We start from the raw sequence: 19559 nt of genomic DNA on the forward strand, positions 1-19559 counted from the left end.
CCCCTTCCCTCTAGGATCGCCTTGTGACCGGGGCGGATAGTGCCGCCGGCGCACGGCAGATGGGACAGGCAATGAAGAAGTTTGTTGTTCTTTATATCGCACCGCAATCGGCCCAGGCGCAGATGGCCGAGAGTACCCCCGAAGCCGCCCAGGAGGGAATGAAAGCCTGGATGGCCTGGGCCGAGCGGGCCGGCGAGGGCATCGTGGACCTGGGAACTCCGCTCGGGGAGGGCAAGGAAATTACGGCCACCGGCACGTCAGGCACCACCACAGGGCTGGGCGGTTACACAATCCTGCAGGCCGAGGACCTCGCGGGCGCCGAGGCTCTCCTGGAAGGACATCCCCACCTCATGATGCCGGGAGCCAGCATCCAGGTATACGAAACGCTCGACATCCCGGGCATGTAGGGACGCGGGCACGAGCCGCGGCCGCAAACTGTAATACCTCAAAGGAGCCGGCGGGCGACTCCCCCAGGAGCCGCCCGCCGGTTGGTCTACCGCCGCCCGATTGTTGCCGCCGTCGTCAGGACGCGCCCGACTCCGGAGACGCTGGTGATCCAGCTGAGGTTCCGCGCCACTGACGCGTGGTCGTTGTACCAGCCGCCGCAGCTGGACGAACTGACCCCTTCTTCGGACGGGCTGCAAGCACCGGTGGGGCCCCGGTTCGCGGCTAGACTTCCTCCATGGCCATCTACATCGACCCGCCGCTTTGGCCTGCCCACGGGACGCACTTTTCGCATCTGGTGTCGGACTCGTCGCTGGCTGAACTGCACGGATTCGCCGCGGCCGCAGGCATTCCCGAGCGCGCCTTCGACGGTGACCACTACGACGTGGCGGAGCGCAGCTTCGATGACCTGGTGGCCGCCGGAGCGGTCCCTGTTGAGGCCCGGGTCCTGGTCCGGAAGCTGATCGCCAGCGGCCTGCGCATCCCCGCCCGCCAGCGGAACAAGTCACTCAAGGTGCCGCTGTTCAACCGGTGGGAAGCCATCATGCCCGGCCACGACGCCCTCTTCCTGGACCTCCTGGACCGCTGGAGCGAGCCGCACCGCCGGTACCACGGCTGCACCCACCTGCTCTCGGTGCTGGAAGCCCTCGACCTGCTCACGGACCCCGACGACCCGCCGCTCACGGTGCTGCTGGCGGCGTGGTTCCACGACGCCGTCTACCGCGGTGTGGCCGGCCAGGACGAGGAAGACTCTGCCAGCCTTGCGGAGGAGCGGCTGGAAGCAGCGGGCCTCCCCGGGGCTCAGGTTGCCGAGGTGGCCCGGCTGGTGCTGTTGACGTCGGACCACCGCCCGGAACCAGGGGACGGCGACGGCGCCCTCCTCTGCGACGCGGACCTGTCCGTTCTTGGCGCGGAACCTGGGGAATACGCCCGCTACGTGGCGGACGTCCGGCAGGATTATGCGCACATCGGCGACGCTGACTTCGCGGCCGGACGCGCCGCCGTCGTCCGCCATCTCCTGGAACTTGACCCGCTGTTCCACACCCCTCGGGCAAAGGACCTGTGGCAGGAAGCTGCGCACCGCAACCTTAAGGGCGAACTCGCGTGAACGCACCCGGCTCGAACCCCCGCCACACGGTGACCGCGAGTGCCGCGCACCGGCAGCATCCGTGCACAGTCCGGCTGGAATGGGGGCTCGACGGCGCCAGGACAGTCACGTCGGGGGCGGACCTCGCCGTGGTGGTCGATGTCCTGTCGTTCAGCACGTGCGTCAGCGTGGCCCTCGACCGGGGCGCCGCGGTTTTCCCATTTCCCTGGAAGGACATCCGGGCGGAGGAGTTCGCCGCGCAACACCACGCCCGGCTGGCAGGGCCGCGCAATGGCGGCGGCCTCAGCCTCTCCCCCGCGGGTTTCCGGGCGGCGGAATCGTTGGGACGCGTGGTGCTGCCATCCCCCAACGGTTCCGCGCTCTGCCACGAACTGGCCCATGATGTCCCGCTCGTTGCCGCCGTGTGCCTGCGCAACGCTGGAGCAACTGCGGACTGGGTGGCGGCCAACCTGCCGCCGGACGCGGTCATCGCAGTGATCGCTGCCGGGGAACGCTGGCCGGACGGCACCCTCCGCCCGGCTGTGGAGGACCAGATCGGGGCGGGGGCGTTCATTGCCGGCCTCGCGGCCGCGGGCAAGGGCGGCTACGAGGCTGAGGTGGGCCGGCACGGTTATTCGCCCGAGGCCCTGGCGGCGGCGGCCGTGTTCGAAGCTGCCGAACCCAGGCTCCGGGAAATGCTGCACGGCTGCGCCAGCGGGCTTGAACTCTCCGGCGCGGGCTACGGCGAAGACGTCGATATCGCCGCGGAGCTGGATGACAGCGACGCCGTGGCCCTGTTGGTGGACGGGATGTTCAGCCAGGCTCGCGCCGCTTAACCGCGTCCTTACCGGTACGCCGCTACAAACGGCGCGCTGGTGGGGACGATCTGCTTGCCCAGCGGCATCAACGAAACGGGAATGAGCTTCAGGTTGGCGATGGCCAGCGGGATGCCGACGATGGTCACTGCCATGGCGAATGCGGTGACCACGTGGCCGATGGCGATCCAGATGCCGGCCACCAGCAGCCAGATCACGTTGCCGAGCAGCGAGAACACCCCGGTTCCGCCGGGCTTGTCCACCACCATCCGGCCAAATGGCCACAGCGTGTAGGACGCAATCCTGAACGAGGCGATGCCCCACGGGATGGTGATGATCAGCAGGCAGCAGATCACACCCGCCGCGAAATAGCCCAGCGCAAGCCAGAAGCCGCCGAAAACCAGCCAGATGATGTTGAGCAGTGTCTTCATCCACCCATTGTGCCCCGGCGGGTCTGACAAAAGGATGGGGGACTGCCCTGACCGGACCCTGAGCCGGTGAAACCCGTCAGACGGTGGCGTCCGACTTTGCCGCGTGCACAAAGGCCCGGATTTTGGCGAGGTCCTTGACGCCGCGGGACGCTTCCACGCCGGAGGAGACGTCCACGCCCCACGCATTGGCCGCCACGGATGCCTGCGCGACGTTTGCCGGGTCCAGACCGCCGGCGAGCAGCCACCTGCGGCCCTGAAGTTCCGGCACCTCGGCCATGGCAGCGTAGTCCCAGGATTCACCCGAACCGGGCACGGCAGAGTCGATCAGCAGCAGGTCCTCGCCCCAGTCTTCAATCTCTGACCGCGCGGCACCCATGGTGACGCCCCTGATCAGCTTCATGCCGGCGTCGTGCACCGTAGCGACGTCCGCCTGCGTGCGGCTGCCGTGCAGCTGGATCCACTCCAGCCCCGCGGCGCGGGCGATGGCGAGGGCGTCGGCCACGGGTTCGTGGCGGAACACGCCAACGGGGATCACACGGTCCGGGACGTCCGCCAGCAGCGCGGACACCTGCCCCGGCGAGACGACGCGCGGGCTGGCGGTGAGGACGAAACCTATGGCATCCGCCCCGGAATCGACCGCTTCCCGCACTGATTCGGGCGTGCTGAGACCACACACTTTGACGAACATTCCCGGCTCCTTCAGGCTGTTTTCGTGTTGTTCCCCCGGAGGAGAGTAGCAGGGAAGGGCCCGGGCCGCGACGGCGGACGCCCGGACGGGAACTAGGCTGGGCGCATGGAAATTATCCGCTTTGCAAACCTCCAGCCCGAGAAATGGCGCAATGGCGGCGGCGTCACCCGCCAGCTGGCCAGCCAGCCCGGGGCCGGAACATCGCAGGACGGGGGCTGGGACTGGAGGGTCAGCATCGCGGACGTCACCAAGGCCGGCGATTTCTCGCCTTTCCCCGGGATGGAGCGGGTGCTGACCGTGGTGGAAGGCGAGCTCCTGCTGCTGACCGTGGACGGCGCGGAACGCCCGCTGGAAAAGTACCGTCCGTTCCGTTTCCCGGGCGGCGCGGCCACCCGGGCGGCGCTCCCCACGGGCGACATCCGGAACCTCAACGTCATCACGCGCGCCGGGAGTTTCAAGGGCTATACGTCCATCATCGAACTCTCGAAGAAGCGGGCGAAGCCGATTTTCGAAGGCTCGCTGGGGATCCTTCTGCAGGGGCAGGCCACTGTGGCCGATGCCCTGAATGAGGCCGAACCGTTGGCGCGGTACGACGCCGTGGTGGGATCGGATACCGACACCCCGGACGTCCTGGGCCGCGGCTTCCTGGCGGTCGTTTCCATCGATCCCGTGGAGGAGTCCGAATAGGGCAGCCTCGCCTTTGATCAGCCGAGCCTTCCCACACTGGTGGGACCCCGTGGTGGTCCCTAAACTCGGGCTATGACCACAACATCGTTCAATGCGCTCCTGTCCACCCAGATCGGCAACGAATTCACGGCATCGCAGCAGTACATTGCGGTGGCCACCTGGTTCGCCAACCAGGACCTCCCCCAGCTGGCCCGCTACTTTTACCGGCAGTCCGTGGAAGAGCGGAACCACGCCATGATGATGGTGCAGTACATGCTGGACCGGAACATTGCGTTCACCATCCCGGGTGTTCCGGCCGTCCGCAACGACTTCGCCTCCGTCACCGAGCCGCTGGCTCTTGCCCTGCAGCAGGAAAAAGAAGTCACCAAGAACATCGAGGACCTGTTCCGCGCCGCACGCGGCGAGAACGACGCCCTGGGTGAGCAGTTTATGCTCTGGTTCCTCAAGGAGCAGGTGGAGGAAGTTGCCTCCATGACCACGCTGCTGAACATTGCCGAGCGTGCGGACAACCTGTTCGATATCGAGAACTTCATCGCCCGGGAGACCATCGGCGACGGCGGCCGCGACGCCTCGGCCCCCGAAGCTGCCGGCGGCGCGCTCTAACTTCCTCCGTGCCCAACCAGGTGGGTGGTCGGGCGGTGGTGGTGAGGTTGGGCACCATCTTTGGCCGCCCCGCGCCGGGCGTTGCTACGCTGGAAAGCAAGGCTCCGCGGCGGGGCCTCCGGACGACGGTTCAGTACCCGGCACGCGACAAGACTGGCCAAAGGATCTGTCATGTCGTGGTTAATCCTCATTCTCTCCGGGGCCCTTGAAGCCGTCTGGGCAGCAGCCCTGCACCGGGCGTTCCAGGCTTCCGGCCGGCGCCGGCTTGCCCCCGCTTTGCTGTTCCTGGTTTCGGTTGCGGCCAGCACCGGTGGCCTGGCCATCGCCATGCAGTCCATTCCCACCGGTACGGCCTACGCCGTGTGGGTGGGCGTGGGCGTGGTGCTGACGTCCGCCTACGCCATCCTCACCAAGGTGGAGCGCCCGACGGCGGCGCGGCTCCTCCTGCTGTCCGGGATCGCCGTGTGCGTGGTTGGCCTGAAGGTGGTGGCGTGATGCTGCGGCGTTCAATTCCCTGGCTGATCCTCCTGGCCTCGGCCGTCCTTGAAGCTGTCTGGGCAACGGCCCTCGGTTTGTCCGACGGTTTCACGGAGCCCCTGCCCACCGTGGTTTTCGCGGTGACGGCGACCCTCAGCATGCTGGGCCTGGGCATGGCGATCCGCAGTATCCCGCTGGGCACTGCTTATGCCGTGTGGGTCGGGATTGGTGCAGCGTTGACCGTGGGCTGGGCGATGGCCACCGGAGCGGAGCCGTTCAGCGTGCTGAAGGTTGTGTTTATCGCCGGGATTGTGGGGTGTGCGGCGGGGTTGAAGGCTTTGCCTTCGCGTGCTCCTGCCCGGGAGGCCGAACCTGCCGCCACGTCCGCTTCCACCCGCTGAATCTCCCCACCTATAAGGCAGGCCGACGGCGTGTCCCGGCAAAACGCCGTCGTACCCCACCCCTGCCCGGCAAAAGGTGGGGAGACCCAGCGGCCGGTCTAGGCTTTGGTCATGGACTCCCCCGAGATCAACGAGGCGATGGACACCCTCCGCGCCAGGCTGGTGCCGGGAACCCGCACCATCCTGGGGATTACCGGGGCGCCGGGTTCCGGAAAATCCACCTTCGCGGCATGGATCCAGCAACAGTTCCCGCCCGGCGCGGCCGTAGTAGTGCCCATGGACGGCTTCCACCTGGGCAACGCCATCATTGACGGCACGCCGCTGCGGCAGCGCAAGGGTGCCATTGATACCTTCGACGCCGGCGGGTACCTTTCGCTGCTGCGGCGCCTGGTGCGCCGGGACGAGCCAGTGGTCTACGCACCGGAGTTCCGGCGCACTCTCGATGAACCCGTTGCAGCGTCCATTGCGGTCCCTGCCGAGGTGCCGTTGGTGATCACGGAAGGCAACTACCTGCTGGTGGAGCAGGAACCCTGGAAGGACATCAGGGCACAGGTGGACGAGGTGTGGTTTGTAGACACACCCCCTGCCCTGCGGCTGCGCCGCCTGGTGGACCGGCACGTGTCCTTCGGGATGGGCCGGACTGCCGCCGAAGCCTGGGCCAACGGCCCGGATGAAGCCAATGCGGTGCTGATCCAGGCCACCCGGCCCGCGGCGGACCGGATCATCCCCTGGGACTAGGACGGCTGGAATAGCGCAGCCCGGGACGGGGTTCTTGGCTTGGACAACCGCAACGATGGGAGCACGGTCATGACAGCAACGGTTCGGCTCGGCGACGGCCTCGTCGTCAGCCCTCTCGGCTTCGGCGGTATGGCGCTTACCCCGGTCTATGGGGAGGTTGATCCTGAGGATGCGCTCCGGACGCTGCACCACGCCGTCGACTCCGGTGTCAGCTTTATTGACACCGCGGACATCTACGGCGGAGGCAGCAACGAGGAACTGATCGCCCGGCTGCTGAAGGAGCGGCGGGACGAAGTCCAGCTGGCCACCAAGTTCGGCCTGGTGGGCTCGCCCGCGGACGGGTACACGGACATCCGCGGCGACGCCGGGCATGTCCGGCAGGCCGTGGACCGCAGCCTGCAGCGGCTGGGCACGGACGTGATCGACCTTTACTACATGCACCGCCGTGACCTCCGCGTTCCGATTGTGGAAACCGTGGAGGCCATGGCGGGGCTTGTGCAGCAGGGCAAGATCAGGCACCTGGGATTGTCCGAAGTCACGGCCCAGGAGCTCGAGGAAGCCTCCGCCGTCCACCCCATTGCGGCGGTCCAGAGCGAATGGTCCATCTGGAGCCGCGACGTGGAACGCAACGTTGTTCCTGCCGCGGCGGCCCTGGGGGTGGGTTTTGTGCCGTACTCGCCGCTGGGCCGGGGATTCCTCACCGGCACCGTTGACGCAACGAGCCTGGGCGAGAAGGACTTCCGACGCAGGATCCCCCGCTTCGCCCCGGACGCGGCCAGGGCCAACCAGGCAGTGGTGGAAACCGTCCGGGCCGTGGCCGGCGAGCTGGATGCGACCCCCGCCCAGGTTGCCCTGGCCTGGCTGCTCGCCCAGGGCAAACGGCTGGGCCTGCCCGTCGTCCCGATCCCCGGCACCCGCAAGCGGCACCGGATCGACGAAAACCTTGGCGCGCTGGCGTTGGACCTGACCCGGGCACAACTGGACGCTTTGGACCAGGCCTCGGACGCCGTCGTCGGCTCCCGCTCGGCGGATCCCAACTGGGTGTCTGAAGGCCGCGAGTAACCGGCGGCGGAAAAAGCGTCCCTAGACTGAAGCCTATGGACTCACTTCTTTACGACCTGCCAGCGCTGACCATCCGCCGGATTTCGGTCAGCGGGATGGACAACAACGTGTACCTGCTCACCGCCAAAGCCAGCGGTGCACAGGTGCTGATCGACGCCGCGGACGACCTTCCGGCCATCCAGCAGCTGCTGCAGGACGGCGCCGGTGATACGTCAGCCGCGCCTAACCTGGCCCTGATCGCCACCACCCACCAGCACTGGGACCACGTCCGGGCGCTGGAGGAACTGGTGAAGGTTACGGGGGCGCGTACCGCTGCCGGAACGGACGACGCCGGGGCGTTGCCGGTTCGGGTGGACGTGCAGCTTAGTCACGGCGACGTTGGCAACTTCGACGGCTTTGACCTGACGGCTGTGCACCTGCGCGGCCACACACCCGGTTCGATCGCCTTTGTGTACGAGGATCCCGAGGGTCCGGCGCACATCTTCTCCGGCGACTCCCTGTTCCCCGGCGGGGTGGGCAACACGCAGCAGGATCCCGAGCGGTTCAACCAGCTTTTGGACGACGTGACCGCGCGGCTGTTTGACGCCTACCCGGATTCAGCCATCGTGCACCCGGGCCACGGCAAACCGACAACCCTGGGGGCCGAGCGGCCGCACCTGGAGGAATGGCGCGCCCGCGGCTGGTAACTGGCCCAAGCCGGCAGCGCTGAGGGAAACCCGGTTTTGACGGGCTCAACCACCGGGGTAGAGCCCGTCAACACCTGTTGGTGCTGTTCAGCGGCTGCGGCGTTCGTTCGACGCCGGAGCGGAGGCGCGGCGCGGGCCGCTGCGGGCGGGACGGCCGGAGCCGCCGCCGTTGCCTGCGCTGTAGGATCCGCCGGAGGTTCCTCCGGTGTTGGAGGACCAGACAGCCTTGTTGCCGCCGGTTGCACCCGCAGCCGCGGAGCGCTGGCCACCTGAACGGCCACCGGCACCTGCCGCTGCGCGCTGCCCGGTTGCGGGGCGGCCGCTGCGCTGGCCGCCGGAGGAGGCGGGACGGCCAGTGCCACCGCGCGGGGCGTCACTGCGGGTGATGCGGGAGTCGCCCCGGCCTTCAGCAGCGCGGCCGTCCGAACCGCGGCCGGCCGATGCACGGCCACCTGCCGCGGGAACGTCGTTGCGGTGGCTGGAAGCGGTGCCGCGGCCACGGGCGTTGCGGCGGGCAGCCGCTGCGGCAATGGCGCGGTCCTCGTTCTGCTCGGCAACGCGGTCGAACGCTGCGCGGGCTTCCGTGCGGCCTTCGAATGCTGCGGCGCGGCGCTCGGCGCGGGGAACGTCGGTGCGGACGGGCTCGGCCCCCACCTTGCCGCGTCCACCACGGCCGCCACGTCCGCCGGCCGAAGGCGAAGCCTGGCGGCGGGCGCGCTTGCGCTCGGCATTGGCTCCGGTGGAGGTGCCGCCGCCCTGCTTGGAAGCCTTGGCTGCCAGGAGCGCGGCGCGGGTCCGCGGGTCAACCTTGTCCGCGATTTCACCCACAAGCTCGCCCACAATGGGAGAGGTGGCGGTGACGCGCTCGAAGCTCACGTCCACACCGGCGGCCTTCATCAGCTTCTTCACGTCGGTCTGCTGTTCGGGCAGTGTGATGGTCACAACGGTGCCATCGGAACCTGCACGGGCGGTACGGCCTGAACGGTGCAGGTACGCCTTGTGCTCGGTGGGCGGATCAACGTGGATGACCAGTTCGACGTCGTCCACGTGCACACCACGGGCGGCGACGTCGGTGGCCACAAGGACGCGGACGTCGCCGGAAGAGAACTCGGCGAGGTTGCGGTCACGGGCGTTCTGCGAGAGGTTGCCGTGCAGGTCCACGGCGGGGATCCCGGCGTCGGTCAGCGTCTTGGCGAGTTTGCGGGCGTGGTGCTTGGTCCGCATAAAGAGGACGCGGCGGCCGGCTCCGGAGGCGAGCTCCACGATCAGCTGCTTCTTGACGGTCTGGTCGTTGACCACCAGGACGTGGTGCTCCATGGTGGTGACCGCTGCCTGCGGATCGTCCACCGAGTGGGTGAGCGGGTTGGACAGGTAGCGCTGGACGATCTTGTCCACACCGTTGTCCAGGGTGGCGGAGAAGAGCAGGCGCTGGCCCTGGCTGGGGGTCATGTCCATCAGCTTCTTCACCACGGGCAGGAAGCCGAGGTCGGCCATGTGGTCGGCCTCGTCCAGGACGGTGATTTCCACGGCCTCGAGGGTGAGGATGCGCTGGCGGATCAGGTCCTCCAGGCGGCCCGGGCAGGCAATAACAATGTCGACGCCGGCGCGCAGGGCCTTCTCCTGGCGCGCTTGGGAGATGCCGCCGTAGATCACGGTGGTGTTCAGGCCGGCGGCCTTGGCCAGCGGCTCGATGGTGGCGTTGATCTGGGTGGCCAGTTCACGGGTGGGTGCCAGCACCAGGCCCATGGGGCGGCCGGGCTTGCGGAAGTACGGGGCTTCACGCTCGGCCAGGCGTGCCACCAGCGGGATGGCGAACGCGATGGTCTTGCCGGAGCCGGTGCGGCCGCGGCCCAGGACGTCGCGTCCTGCAAGGGTGTCGGGGAGGGTCTTCACCTGGATGGGGAACGGAGTTTCGATTCCCTGGGCGGTGAGGGTGTCGGCGAGGGCCTTGGGCGTGCCGAGGGCAGCAAAAGTAGTCAAAGTCAAAGGTCTTTCAGGCGGTATCCGTGCGGATATCGGCCCCCGGCGCCGGTTGGGCCAGGGGGTTCGCCGAAGAAAAGTCAGGTGATCAACCAGCCTGTGCCGCTTATGCAAAGCGGCGGCCGGGACCAAATGGAACGCGTTCATCGACGCAGGATGTGCCTCTCACATGAAAAAAGCCCTGTCCCCTAAATGAAGGGGCACATGGGCATCACTGCACATCAAGTTTCACCAGTCTACCATCCCGCGCCAGTTCCCCTTGTCCTCCCCCACCCAGGCAGGTAGCGCCAGGTGTCGTTTCGAGCTCCGAAGCGACACTTGGCGCTGGCTGGTTGGGCGTTGCAAACACTGTTGCCGCAGGGCAGGGTTGAGGCATGACGGAACACGCGGCCCACCAGCATGAACACCAGGCAACGCACGACGGCGGCCCCCGCCTCCCGGGGCACGCCGACTCCGCGGATGGTCAGGGAATCAGGGACGCGGCCGCCCTGTGGGATGAGCGGTACCGCAGCAAGCCCCAGATCTGGAGCGGCAAGCCGAACCCGCAGTTCGTGCGGGAGGCCGGCGGACTCCGGCCGGGACATGCGCTGGACCTTGGCTGCGGCGAAGGGGCGGACGCGATCTGGCTTGCCCAGCACGGCTGGACCGTCACCGCCGTCGACGTTTCCGCCGTCGCGCTGGAACGGGCGCAGGGACACGAGAAGGCGGCCCTGGCGCGGGAAAGCGTGCACGCGGCCGAGGGGGCCATCGCCAGCCGGATCCATTGGCAGCAGGCCGACCTGGAGCAGTGGCAGCCCGCGGACTTGTATGACCTGGTGACCTCGCAGTTCCTCCATTCCCAAGAGCTGGCCTGGCAGGGGCCGCTTCGCGCTGCGGCGTCGGCCGTGAAACCCGGCGGCACTCTGCTGGTGGTGGGCCATCACCCGGACCGGTTGCCGCCGTGGGGAGGGGCCCACGCCCACCACAACATGTTTTACACGGCTGATGAACTGGTCGGGGAGCTGGAACTGGACGGCCCCGGGTGGCAGTTGGAAGTGCAGACCAGCCGGGAACGGCCGGTGACCGGACCGGAGGGCGAACAGGCCACCATCGCGGACGTGGTTCTGCGCGCCACCCGCCTTGCCTGATTCCCAAGGGATTTTGTCCATTTGTGCAGATTTCAAGGGCCTCCAAGTCTGCATACGTGGACAAAAACTCAGGGGGTTTTGGTGGTGACCCGGGGCGCAACGGCCACCGCGGCTGCGGCGAGCACAGCGGTCAGCAGAAAGACCCCGGCGAAGGATGCCGCCGTCGTCGTAAATGCCGTGAAGACGATGCCTGTGGTGGCCAGCGCCAGCGCACCGCCCAGCGAGTCCGAGATGGACATGGCCGAGCTGTTGAAGCCCTCGTTCTCCTTAGTGGAGAGGGCCAGTGTCATCACGCTCAGGCGCGGGTACAGCAGGCCCATCCCGCCGCCCGCGAGGATCCAGCCGGCAATCACGACGGCGGGCGGCCAGTGCAGCGCGGCGGTCGCCAGTGCGAGGAGTACAGCCCCGAGGACCATCACGGAGCCGATCCGGACGGCACCGCGGTGGGACAACCGGGGGCCGAGCCGCCCCTGGACTGCCGCGGCGCCAGCCCAGGCGAGTGCGCCGCCGGTGAGGGTGAGGCCCGCGAAAGTGGGCTGGAAGGCATACTGCTCGATCAGCAGGTATGGCAGGTAGACCTCCGCGCCAAAGAACCCGGCAGAGGCGAGCCCGCGCACCAGGATCACGCTGGGCAGGCCGCGGCGGGCGGCGAGCGTACCCCGCGGCACCAATGGCCGCACGGCCACCAGGGCAATCACGACGGCGGCCACCGCCAGGAGCGCCGGCGCCGCAGGGAATGCCGGGAGGCGGGCCTCCCGCGAGAGATTAAGGCCGAGCACGGCAAGTGCGGCCAGGCTGGCCCAGGCGATCCGCCGCGGGGCCCATGGGGTGGGCGGTTTGTCCCCGGCACTGCCCTGCCCTTGGACGGGTGCCAGGTTGCGCAGCACCGGAACGATCATCACCAGCGCAGGAATGACCAGGCCCACCACCCCCAGGAACACCCAGTGCCAGCTGAACGCCTGCGCCACGATTCCGGCAGCGAACGGCCCCACCAAGGACGGGATCACCCAGGCTGCGGAGAATGCGGCGAAGATCTTCGGGTGCAGCACCCCCGGGTAGATACGGGCCACAAGGACGTACAGCGCCACCGTCAGGGCACCGCCCCCGAGCCCCTGCACCAGCCGGCCTGCCACCAGCAGCGGCATGGAGACGGCGGTGCCCGCAATCAGCAGGCCCGCCACGAACAGCACCACCGAGCTGTAGAGGGGAACGGTGGGGCCACGGCGGTCGGACCAGTTGCCGGCCGCAACCATGCCGATGACTCCGGTGGCCAGCGGTCCGGCGAACGCAAGGGCGTAGAGGTCGGCGCCGCGCAGTTCCCGGCTCACCACCGGCATGATGGTGGTCACCGCAAGGGATTCGAACGCGGCCAGGAACACCAGCGCGCACGTGCCGATGGTCACCCACAGGTACGGCCGGTGCAGGATGCCGGACCGGGTGTCTGCCGGTGGAAGGGTTGTGTCGCGCACGCTGTTGGGCCGATCGGTTGCTGATTGACGTGTTCCACAGCATAGCCGCAGGGCCCGACAGGCCTGCCCGGCGCTTGCCGGAACCTACCCCGCGCTTGCCACCGCGGCCGGGACGATGACGCGCCCCGTGGCGGTGGAGTCCCGGTTCAGCATCCAGCCCACCCGTTTGACGGTACTGAGCATCACCACGCTCTCCACGAGGTCGATTCCCGGGATCCGCTGCTGCAGGGCCAGCTCGGCGCTCATCACATCGGCCAGCGACTGCAGCCACATGACGATCACGAAGTTGGTGCGGCCGGTGGTGGAGGCGCTGAGCCGGACGTTGCGGAGGCCCCGGAGTTCGGCGGCCGCAGCCTCATGCCGCCCTGGCGGAACATTGGCGAACCACTGGCAGGTGACGGGATAGCCTGAGAACTTTTGCGCCACTTCGCAGCGGAAGGAGAGGACCCTGCTGGCGAGGACGCGGTTCAGCTGCCGCTGGACGGTGGCAGGGTGGCGGCCCAGCGCACGGGCAATGTCGGCCGCCGTCGCCCGCCCGTCCTTTGCCAGGAAGGGCAGCAGGGCCTGATGGCTTCCAGGCAGGGGCTCGACGACGGCTTCCGGGGGCGCGGATCCTGCCGCCTCCGGGCCTGCCTTGGCCTGCAGCGCCGCGACCTGGGCGCGGTCCAGAACATTCAGGCGCCAGGCGTAGCCACCGGAGTGCAGCCTGGTACACAGCGCGGTCTGGTATTTCAGCAGTCCTTCAATGTCCTGGAGCCGTGAGGCCACGGCTGTAGTGAACTCCTCGAGGGACTGCGTGAGGACGGTCAGCATGAGGTCACGGTTGCTGGCGGCTTCCTCGATGGTGACAATCTCCGGGACCGCTGCCAGCGCCTCGGTCACCTCGGCACGGCGGTGCATCTCGCAGTCGATGTCCACCAGGGCCAGGCACATTTGTTTGGGGTCACCCATCAGGTGGGCCGTCACCCACGCGGCACCCGCACCGCGGACCCGTTCCCACCGGGCGGCAAGGGTGGTGGCGTGGACGCCCAGGATTTCGCCGGCGTCAGCCCAGCTGATCCTTGGTGCGATCTCCAGCGCGTTGATAAGCGCCAGGTCCTCCTCACTCAGTTCCATGATCCCCATTGTTCCCCAGCAGTGCACAAAACGTGGGGCCATGAACCGGGCACTGCATTTTTCGAGGACTTCTGACGAATGTGAACCAAGTCACCGGACACTGGACACAGCCCATTCTTTGGAGGAGCAAGAAATGACCATCACCGCCGCGGCCAGGGAACTCCAGCCCCAGTTGATCCGGTTCCGCCACGCCATGCACCAGGAACCGGAAATCGGCCTCAACCTGCCCCGGACGCAGGAGAAAGTCCTTCAGGCCTTGGACAGCCTGCCCTACGAGATCACCGTTGGCAAGGACACGACGTCGGTCACGGCGGTCCTGCGCGGAACCGGCGGCACAGCAGGCTCAGGGGACGAAGCGCCCGGGGAAGCCGGCCACGGCCGGCGCGTGACGCCGTCGGTCCTCCTTCGCGCCGACATGGACGGCCTGCCCGTCCAGGAGAAGACCGGCGTCGACTACACCTCCCGCCTGGATGGTGCCATGCACGCCTGCGGCCATGACCTCCACACCGCCATGCTGACCGGCGCCGCCGCCCTGCTGGCCGAGAACCGTCATAAACTGGCGGGCGACGTGGTCCTGATGTTCCAGCCCGGCGAGGAAGGCTTCGACGGCGCCGGCTACATGATCCGCGAAGGCGTCCTGGACGCCCCCGGCCGCCGCGTGGACGCCGCCTACGGCATGCACGTGTTCTCCTCGCTGGAGCCGCACGGAACGTTCGCCACGAAGCCCGGCGTGATGCTCAGCGCCTCCGACGGCCTGGTGGTCACCGTGCTGGGCGCCGGAGGCCATGGCTCCGCGCCGCACGCTGCCAAGGATCCCGTGACGGCAGCAGCCGAGATGGTCACCGCACTGCAGGTAATGATCACCCGGCAGTTCAACATGTTCGATCCCGTGGTGCTCTCCGTCGGTGTCCTCCACGCCGGCACCAAGCGCAACGTCATCCCCGAAACGGCCCGGATCGAAGCCACCATCCGAACCTTCTCGGAGGCCTCCCGCGAAAGGCTGATGGACTCGATTCCGCGGCTGCTGAAGGGCATCGCGTCGGCACACGGCCTGGAAGTCGACGTCGACTACCAGCAGGAGTACCCCCTCACCATCACGGACGAGGACGAAACCCATACCGCCGAGAACGTCATCACGGAGCTGTTCGGCGAGTCCAGGCTCTCCCGCTGGGCCACTCCCCTGAGCGGTTCGGAGGACTTCTCCCGGGTGCTGGCCGAAGTGCCGGGCACCTTCATCGGCCTCAGTGCCGTCCCCCGCGGCGCCGACCACGCAGCGTCCCCGTTCAACCACTCACCGTACGCAACGTTCGACGACGGCGTGCTGGCTGACGGCGCCGCGCTCTACGCCGAGCTGGCAATGCAGCGTTTGGCCGCCCTTTCGCACTCCCGCACCAACTCCTGATCCACCCTCCCAGGAAGAGAACTGAGATGACCACTATCGTGAACCCGCAGCGCGCGGCGCGTACTGCCATGCGGAAAACCATCGTTGGTACCGGGATCGGCAATGCCGTGGAGTGGTACGACTGGGCGATCTACGCCACCTTCACCCCCTTCATCGCCAGCCAGTTGTTCAGCAAGGCGGACCCGGCGTCGGCCGTCCTGTCCACCCTGGCGATCTTCGCCGTGGGCTTTGTGGCACGGCCCTTCGGCGGCTTCCTTTTCGGCTGGATCGGGGACCGGGTGGGCCGCAAAACCTCCATGACACTGGCCGTGGGGCTCGCGTCCCTGGGCAGCCTGATGATCGGCATCGCCCCCGCGTTCGCGAGCGTCGGCGCCTGGGCGTCCCTGATGCTGCTGGCGGCCCGGCTGGTGCAGGGCCTGGCACACGGCGGCGAGCTGCCGTCGTCGCAAACGTATCTCTCCGAAATGGCGCCGAAGGAAAAGCGCGGCTTCTGGGCCACTCTGATCTATACCTCGGGCACGGTGGGCATCCTGTTCGGCACGCTCCTGGGCGCGGTCCTGAACATGGCGCTGAGCACCGAGGCCATGAACGCCTGGGGCTGGCGGATCCCGTTCCTGATCGGCGCGGCGCTGGGGCTGTACGCGCTGATCATGCGGTCCCGGCTGCACGAGACCGAGGCCTTCGAAAGCGAATCCGTCCGCGAGAAGCGCGCTCCGATCTGGCCGCAGGTGGTCCGCCACCGCAAGCAGGCGCTGCAGGTCATCGGCCTGACTGTCGGGCTCACGGTGATCTATTACATCTGGGGTGTTGTTGCCCCCAGCTACGCCACCACCGCCCTGAAGATCGACCGCGGCGAAGCCCTCTGGGCCGGAGTGATCGGCAACATCGTGTTCATCGCGGCGCTGCCGGTGTGGGGCAAACTGTCAGACAGGATCGGCCGCAAGAAGGTGCTGTGGTCCGGTGCCATTGGGTCTGCGGTGATGCATTTCCCCATGACCTGGCTGCTGAAGGACTCGGCCTGGCAGCTGGCCGTCGGCATGTCCGTGATGCTGATCTTCATCGCCGCGAGCGCCGCCATTGTGCCGGCCGTGTACGCCGAACTGTTCCCCACCAGCATCCGTACCGTGGGCGTGGGCGTCCCGTACTCCATCTGCGTGGCACTGTTCGGCGGCACCGCCCCGTACCTGCAGCAGTGGCTGGGCACCACCCTCCACATGCCGGACCTGTTCAACGTCTACGCCGTGCTGCTGCTCGTAGTGAGTGCAGCGTTCGTCTTCACCATCCCGGAGACCAAGGGCAAGGACCTGACGCACTAGTTCTCCCAACTAAGGAGCGCCAAGTGTCACTCTCCGACGAAGCGGTTCCGCCCGGCCCGGTACCCGAAGACAGCCGCGAGCAGCCCCACCGCAAGGAACAGGATGCCGGCGGTGGTGAACGATCCGGTGGCCTGGTGCAGCTGGCCCACCATCAGGGTTCCCGTTGAACCGAGGCCGTAGCCCACGCCCTGCATCATCCCAGACAGGTGCGCGGCCGTGTGTCCGTCCCGGGTCCGCAGCATGATCATGGTCAGGGCCACCGCGGTCAGGCTTCCCTGGCCCAGACCCAACAGGCCCGCCCAGACCCACACCAGCTCCAGCGGGCCGAAAATACTCAGGGCGAAGCCGGCGCCAGTCATCAGCGCCACCACCGTGTTGATGGCCCGCTGGTCCCGGAACCTTGCAGCGAGCGCGGGCGCGAACAGTGAGCCGAGCATCTGCAGCACAATACACACGGAGACGATCAGCCCTGCCGTGCCGCCGTCCACGCCACGTTCCCGCAGGATGGGAGCCAGCCATGCGAACACGCTGAAGGACATCATCGCCTGCAGCACCATGAAAATGGTCACCTGCCAGGCCACGGGCGAGCGCCACACGTTGACGCCGTCCTTCGCCACCTGGTGCCGCACCGCACGTTGCCGGACCGCTATGGGAAGGAACAGGAAGAGGACGACGGCGGCGGGCAGCGCCCAGAACCACAGCGCCCGTGTCCACTCCCCCGTCGCCGTGTAGACAGGGTAGGTGAAGCCGGCTCCGAGGGCCGCCGAGGCGCAGATGGCTGTGGTGTACAGGCCGCCCATCAGGCCAAGCCGGTGCGGGAAGTCGCGTTTGACGAGCCCGGGCAGGAGCACGTTGCACAGGGCGATGGCGGCGCCGCAGGCAGCGGTGCCGGCAAGCAGTGCGGGCAAATGCGGCGGTCCTGCAGGACGGAGCAGGAGCCCTGCTGTGAGGACCGCCATGGCACCGAGCAGGACCCGCTCAGGGCCGAACCGTCGCGCCAGGACCGGGGCGAGGGGCGCAAACAGGCCCAGCAGTGTCACCGGGACGGTGGTCAGGACTACAACGGCCCACCCCGGCAAGGCAGCCTGGGCCGTGACCTCGGGAAGCACGGCCGAGAAACTGGAGAAGACCGTCCGCAGGTTCAGCCCGACCAGGACCAGGCACAGGCCCAGGTAAACGAGGGCCCTTCGGCTTCCCATCCGGGTTGGTTCCGGTGCCGGCAGCTCATCGATCTCGGCGTCCACCAGGTTGTCCGGGCGGGCCGGGTTTCCGGGCCGGTCCTGTTTCGCCGGCCGGGGCCTCCCTGATGGCTCCCGTGGCCGCTGCTTCTTCGCTTTGGCATCTGTCGCTTCCGTCACCTGCCCATTCTTGCAGGAGTTGTTTTGGCCGCAGTTATCCACATAGCAGGATGTATCCCTGCCGGCCCTGCAGCCCTGCTCCTAGTTTTGGAAGCATGAGCAACGTCCAACCTCCCAGCCCGGACCCACCCCTGCCGGCACCAGCGCCGTCACCCGGGACGGACAGCGGGGCCGTTGGGAGCCTGATCCTTGCTTTCCTTGCACCGATCAGCATCGGCATCACCGGCCCTATCGGAATGTTCACCATGCTCATGACTGCGGGTCCCACGGCTCATACCCCTCTGACCTGGCTGGCACCCGTCTTTTTCTGGAGCCTTCCCCTTCTCGCAGGCATCAGCTCTGTCTCGCTGGCACGTTCGTCACTGCGGAAGTGCCGGCGCGGATCAGGCTCCTGGGTGGTGGCGGTGATTTCTTTGTCGTTCATGGGCATCTTCTTTCTCGCCGGGCTGATAGCCACGCTGCAGTTCATGATTGGCACGGGGTTTTTCGACGAGTCCCTGCGGCGGTCCTATTGATTGTCCGGCTTCTGCTCCTCCGGCTGTCCACCCGCCGGTATTCTGGAAGGGATGAGCGAATCCCCAGAAACCCCCCAGCCGCAGCATGTCCCCAGGCCGGTAACCCCCGGCACGCAGGCTTCCTACGGCACGTACGGGGGCCGGCCCGTCAGCTTCGTGCGCCGCGGCACCCGCCTGCAGGGCCGCCGGCAGGCAGCGTGGGAACTGCATGCCGAGCGGTGGGCGGTGAACGTCCCCCGGCATGTGGCCAACACGTCGGTTCACCCGGACTACACGTTTGATGCCGAGGCAGAGTTTGGCCGGAAGGCTCCCCTCATCGTCGAGATCGGCTCGGGCCTGGGCGACGCCATCTGCCACGCCGCCGAGGAGAACCCGGACACCGACTTCCTCGCCGTGGAGGTCTACACCCCCGGGCTCGCCAACACGCTGATCAAAATCAACAGCCGCGGTCTGAGCAACGTCCGGGTGGTGGAGGCCAACGCCCCGGAGGTGCTGGCCACCATGCTTCCCGAGGGCTCGGTCAGCGAACTCTGGGTCTTCTTCCCCGACCCCTGGCACAAGTCGCGGCACCACAAGCGGCGCCTCATCCAGCCCGAGTTCGCCGGACTGGCGGCGCGCGCACTGAAAAAGGGCGGCCTCTGGCGGATTGCCACCGACTGGTCCAACTACGCCGTCCACGTCCGCGACGTCCTGGCGGACTCGCAGGACTTTGAGAACCTGCACGCCGGCGAGCGCCGCGGACCCGAGAGTCCGCTGACCCAGGTGTGGCAGTCCGGCGTGGAATCAGTGGTGGGCGGGGCACCCGTGCGGGAGGGCCGGGCGCCGGTCAGCACTGAACATACCGGGCCCAACGAGGGAGTGGACGCAACGGGCGGCTGGGCACCCCGTTTCGAGGGCCGGATCCGGACCAGCTTCGAAGCCAAGGCACACGAAGCCGGGCGTATGATCTTCGATCTCTGCTACCGCCGGATCTAGCAGCGACGGCCTGCGGCGGGCCTGGGACGGCCGTGCCTTGCCCGGAAACCACATGCTCTGCGGGCTATTCCACATAGTCGTCCCAATTACTGGCCGCGGCCACCGGGGCGTGACACGATGGCGGTGCGCGGGGCACGCAATTTTCGCGCATCAGCGCCGGCATAAAGGAACAGCCATCAAAA

General features: G+C 67.7%; 21 protein-coding genes and 1 riboswitch. Of the genes, 15 read left to right on the forward strand and 6 right to left on the reverse strand.

The annotated features are described in order from the left end of the window. Nucleotides 1-23: 23 nt before the first annotated feature. From BACI348_RS19690 to BACI348_RS19700, 3 genes are all read left to right on the forward strand, one after another. On the forward strand, nt 24-407 hold the full coding sequence (locus tag BACI348_RS19690; protein WP_159829387.1) for a YciI family protein: 384 nt from the start codon (nt 24-26) through the stop codon (nt 405-407). Nucleotides 408-682: 275 nt separating this feature from the next. Next, nucleotides 683-1552, forward strand: coding sequence for a DUF4031 domain-containing protein (locus BACI348_RS19695; protein WP_159829389.1), 870 nt, complete (start codon nt 683-685; stop codon nt 1550-1552). Continuing rightward, entirely contained in the window at nt 1549-2367 is an 819-nt protein-coding gene (locus BACI348_RS19700) for a 2-phosphosulfolactate phosphatase (RefSeq protein ID WP_159829391.1), read from the forward strand. The genes BACI348_RS19695 and BACI348_RS19700 overlap by 4 nt, the downstream gene beginning before the upstream one ends. A gap of 8 nt (nt 2368-2375) precedes the next feature. Here the strand turns inward: BACI348_RS19700 and BACI348_RS19705 are convergent, their stop codons facing one another. Together BACI348_RS19705 and BACI348_RS19710 are read right to left on the reverse strand one after the other, a co-directional pair. Next, nucleotides 2376-2777: a YccF domain-containing protein gene (locus BACI348_RS19705; protein ID WP_159829393.1), complete on the reverse strand. Its 402-nt coding sequence runs from the start codon at nt 2775-2777 to the stop codon at nt 2376-2378. A gap of 76 nt (nt 2778-2853) precedes the next feature. After that, on the reverse strand, nt 2854-3465 hold the full coding sequence (locus BACI348_RS19710; protein WP_159829395.1) for a phosphoribosylanthranilate isomerase: 612 nt from the start codon (nt 3463-3465) through the stop codon (nt 2854-2856). Nucleotides 3466-3570: 105 nt separating this feature from the next. On the opposite strand from BACI348_RS19710, the gene BACI348_RS19715 reads away from it, so the two are divergent. From BACI348_RS19715 to BACI348_RS19745, 7 genes are all read left to right on the forward strand, one after another. Continuing rightward, nucleotides 3571-4152: a HutD/Ves family protein gene (locus tag BACI348_RS19715; protein ID WP_159829397.1), complete on the forward strand. Its 582-nt coding sequence runs from the start codon at nt 3571-3573 to the stop codon at nt 4150-4152. Between the two features lie 72 nt (nt 4153-4224). After that, nucleotides 4225-4755, forward strand: coding sequence for a ferritin (locus BACI348_RS19720; protein ID WP_159829399.1), 531 nt, complete (start codon nt 4225-4227; stop codon nt 4753-4755). Nucleotides 4756-4851: 96 nt separating this feature from the next. After that, nucleotides 4852-4917: riboswitch (guanidine-III (ykkC-III) riboswitch) on the forward strand. Between the two features lie 9 nt (nt 4918-4926). Further along, nucleotides 4927-5250 (forward strand): DMT family transporter, encoded by a 324-nt coding sequence (locus BACI348_RS19725; protein WP_159829401.1) that lies wholly within the window; start codon nt 4927-4929, stop codon nt 5248-5250. Further along, entirely contained in the window at nt 5250-5633 is a 384-nt protein-coding gene (locus BACI348_RS19730; protein WP_159829403.1) for a DMT family transporter, read from the forward strand. The genes BACI348_RS19725 and BACI348_RS19730 overlap by 1 nt, the downstream gene beginning before the upstream one ends. 111 nt (nt 5634-5744) lie before the next feature. Beyond that, nucleotides 5745-6371 carry a nucleoside/nucleotide kinase family protein gene (locus tag BACI348_RS19735; RefSeq protein ID WP_159829405.1) on the forward strand — a complete coding sequence of 209 codons (627 nt, stop codon included), beginning with the start codon at nt 5745-5747 and terminating at the stop codon, nt 6369-6371. Between the two features lie 69 nt (nt 6372-6440). Continuing rightward, nucleotides 6441-7433 (forward strand): aldo/keto reductase, encoded by a 993-nt coding sequence (locus BACI348_RS19740; RefSeq protein WP_159829407.1) that lies wholly within the window; start codon nt 6441-6443, stop codon nt 7431-7433. 35 nt (nt 7434-7468) lie between these two features. Continuing rightward, nucleotides 7469-8119 (forward strand): MBL fold metallo-hydrolase, encoded by a 651-nt coding sequence (locus tag BACI348_RS19745; RefSeq protein ID WP_159829409.1) that lies wholly within the window; start codon nt 7469-7471, stop codon nt 8117-8119. An 87-nt stretch (nt 8120-8206) separates the two neighbouring features. Here the strand turns inward: BACI348_RS19745 and BACI348_RS19750 are convergent, their stop codons facing one another. Next, complete coding sequence (locus tag BACI348_RS19750; protein WP_159829411.1) at nt 8207-10099, reverse strand: DEAD/DEAH box helicase; 1893 nt, start codon at nt 10097-10099, stop codon at nt 8207-8209. Between the two features lie 374 nt (nt 10100-10473). Between BACI348_RS19750 and BACI348_RS19755 the strand changes: the two genes are divergently transcribed. Beyond that, nucleotides 10474-11226 carry a class I SAM-dependent methyltransferase gene (locus tag BACI348_RS19755; protein WP_159829413.1) on the forward strand — a complete coding sequence of 251 codons (753 nt, stop codon included), beginning with the start codon at nt 10474-10476 and terminating at the stop codon, nt 11224-11226. 68 nt (nt 11227-11294) lie between these two features. Here the strand turns inward: BACI348_RS19755 and BACI348_RS19760 are convergent, their stop codons facing one another. Continuing rightward, nucleotides 11295-12695 carry an MFS transporter gene (locus BACI348_RS19760; RefSeq protein ID WP_159829415.1) on the reverse strand — a complete coding sequence of 467 codons (1401 nt, stop codon included), beginning with the start codon at nt 12693-12695 and terminating at the stop codon, nt 11295-11297. A gap of 84 nt (nt 12696-12779) precedes the next feature. Beyond that, a complete protein-coding gene (locus BACI348_RS19765; RefSeq protein WP_159829417.1) occupies nt 12780-13811 on the reverse strand; it encodes an Lrp/AsnC family transcriptional regulator in 1032 nt (343 codons plus the stop codon). A 133-nt stretch (nt 13812-13944) separates the two neighbouring features. On the opposite strand from BACI348_RS19765, the gene BACI348_RS19770 reads away from it, so the two are divergent. Together BACI348_RS19770 and BACI348_RS19775 are read left to right on the forward strand one after the other, a co-directional pair. After that, nucleotides 13945-15213 (forward strand): M20 metallopeptidase family protein, encoded by a 1269-nt coding sequence (locus BACI348_RS19770; protein ID WP_159829419.1) that lies wholly within the window; start codon nt 13945-13947, stop codon nt 15211-15213. Between the two features lie 26 nt (nt 15214-15239). Then, the gene (locus BACI348_RS19775; RefSeq protein WP_159829421.1) at nt 15240-16529 is read left to right on the forward strand and encodes an MFS transporter; all 1290 of its coding nucleotides are present in this window, start codon (nt 15240-15242) and stop codon (nt 16527-16529) included. A 26-nt stretch (nt 16530-16555) separates the two neighbouring features. On the opposite strand, the gene BACI348_RS19780 is transcribed toward BACI348_RS19775, so the two are convergent. Continuing rightward, nucleotides 16556-17887, reverse strand: coding sequence for a CynX/NimT family MFS transporter (locus BACI348_RS19780; protein ID WP_442858519.1), 1332 nt, complete (start codon nt 17885-17887; stop codon nt 16556-16558). A gap of 95 nt (nt 17888-17982) precedes the next feature. Here BACI348_RS19780 and BACI348_RS19785 point away from each other — a divergent pair, with 95 nt between their 5' ends. Both BACI348_RS19785 and trmB read left to right on the forward strand, forming a co-directional pair. After that, entirely contained in the window at nt 17983-18402 is a 420-nt protein-coding gene (locus BACI348_RS19785) for a hypothetical protein (protein ID WP_159829423.1), read from the forward strand. A gap of 51 nt (nt 18403-18453) precedes the next feature. Next, the gene (gene trmB / locus BACI348_RS19790) at nt 18454-19377 is read left to right on the forward strand and encodes a tRNA (guanosine(46)-N7)-methyltransferase TrmB (protein WP_159829425.1); all 924 of its coding nucleotides are present in this window, start codon (nt 18454-18456) and stop codon (nt 19375-19377) included. Nucleotides 19378-19559: the final 182 nt, after the last annotated feature.

Source organism: Arthrobacter sp. 9AX, from assembly GCF_902506095.1.
Lineage (GTDB): Bacteria > Actinomycetota > Actinomycetes > Actinomycetales > Micrococcaceae > Arthrobacter.

Coding starts and splice junctions, on each gene's coding strand:
- BACI348_RS19735 (WP_159829405.1), top strand. CDS start 5,745: ATGGACTCCCCCGAGATCAACGAGGCGATGGACACCCTCCGCGCCAGG.
- BACI348_RS19725 (WP_159829401.1), top strand. CDS start 4,927: ATGTCGTGGTTAATCCTCATTCTCTCCGGGGCCCTTGAAGCCGTCTGG.
- BACI348_RS19770 (WP_159829419.1), top strand. CDS start 13,945: ATGACCATCACCGCCGCGGCCAGGGAACTCCAGCCCCAGTTGATCCGG.
- BACI348_RS19765 (WP_159829417.1), bottom strand. CDS start 13,811: ATGGAACTGAGTGAGGAGGACCTGGCGCTTATCAACGCGCTGGAGATC.
- BACI348_RS19720 (WP_159829399.1), top strand. CDS start 4,225: ATGACCACAACATCGTTCAATGCGCTCCTGTCCACCCAGATCGGCAAC.
- BACI348_RS19775 (WP_159829421.1), top strand. CDS start 15,240: ATGACCACTATCGTGAACCCGCAGCGCGCGGCGCGTACTGCCATGCGG.
- BACI348_RS19710 (WP_159829395.1), bottom strand. CDS start 3,465: ATGTTCGTCAAAGTGTGTGGTCTCAGCACGCCCGAATCAGTGCGGGAA.
- BACI348_RS19755 (WP_159829413.1), top strand. CDS start 10,474: ATGACGGAACACGCGGCCCACCAGCATGAACACCAGGCAACGCACGAC.
- BACI348_RS19695 (WP_159829389.1), top strand. CDS start 683: ATGGCCATCTACATCGACCCGCCGCTTTGGCCTGCCCACGGGACGCAC.
- trmB (WP_159829425.1), top strand. CDS start 18,454: ATGAGCGAATCCCCAGAAACCCCCCAGCCGCAGCATGTCCCCAGGCCG.
- BACI348_RS19705 (WP_159829393.1), bottom strand. CDS start 2,777: ATGAAGACACTGCTCAACATCATCTGGCTGGTTTTCGGCGGCTTCTGG.
- BACI348_RS19745 (WP_159829409.1), top strand. CDS start 7,469: ATGGACTCACTTCTTTACGACCTGCCAGCGCTGACCATCCGCCGGATT.
- BACI348_RS19785 (WP_159829423.1), top strand. CDS start 17,983: ATGAGCAACGTCCAACCTCCCAGCCCGGACCCACCCCTGCCGGCACCA.
- BACI348_RS19730 (WP_159829403.1), top strand. CDS start 5,250: ATGCTGCGGCGTTCAATTCCCTGGCTGATCCTCCTGGCCTCGGCCGTC.
- BACI348_RS19740 (WP_159829407.1), top strand. CDS start 6,441: ATGACAGCAACGGTTCGGCTCGGCGACGGCCTCGTCGTCAGCCCTCTC.
- BACI348_RS19715 (WP_159829397.1), top strand. CDS start 3,571: ATGGAAATTATCCGCTTTGCAAACCTCCAGCCCGAGAAATGGCGCAAT.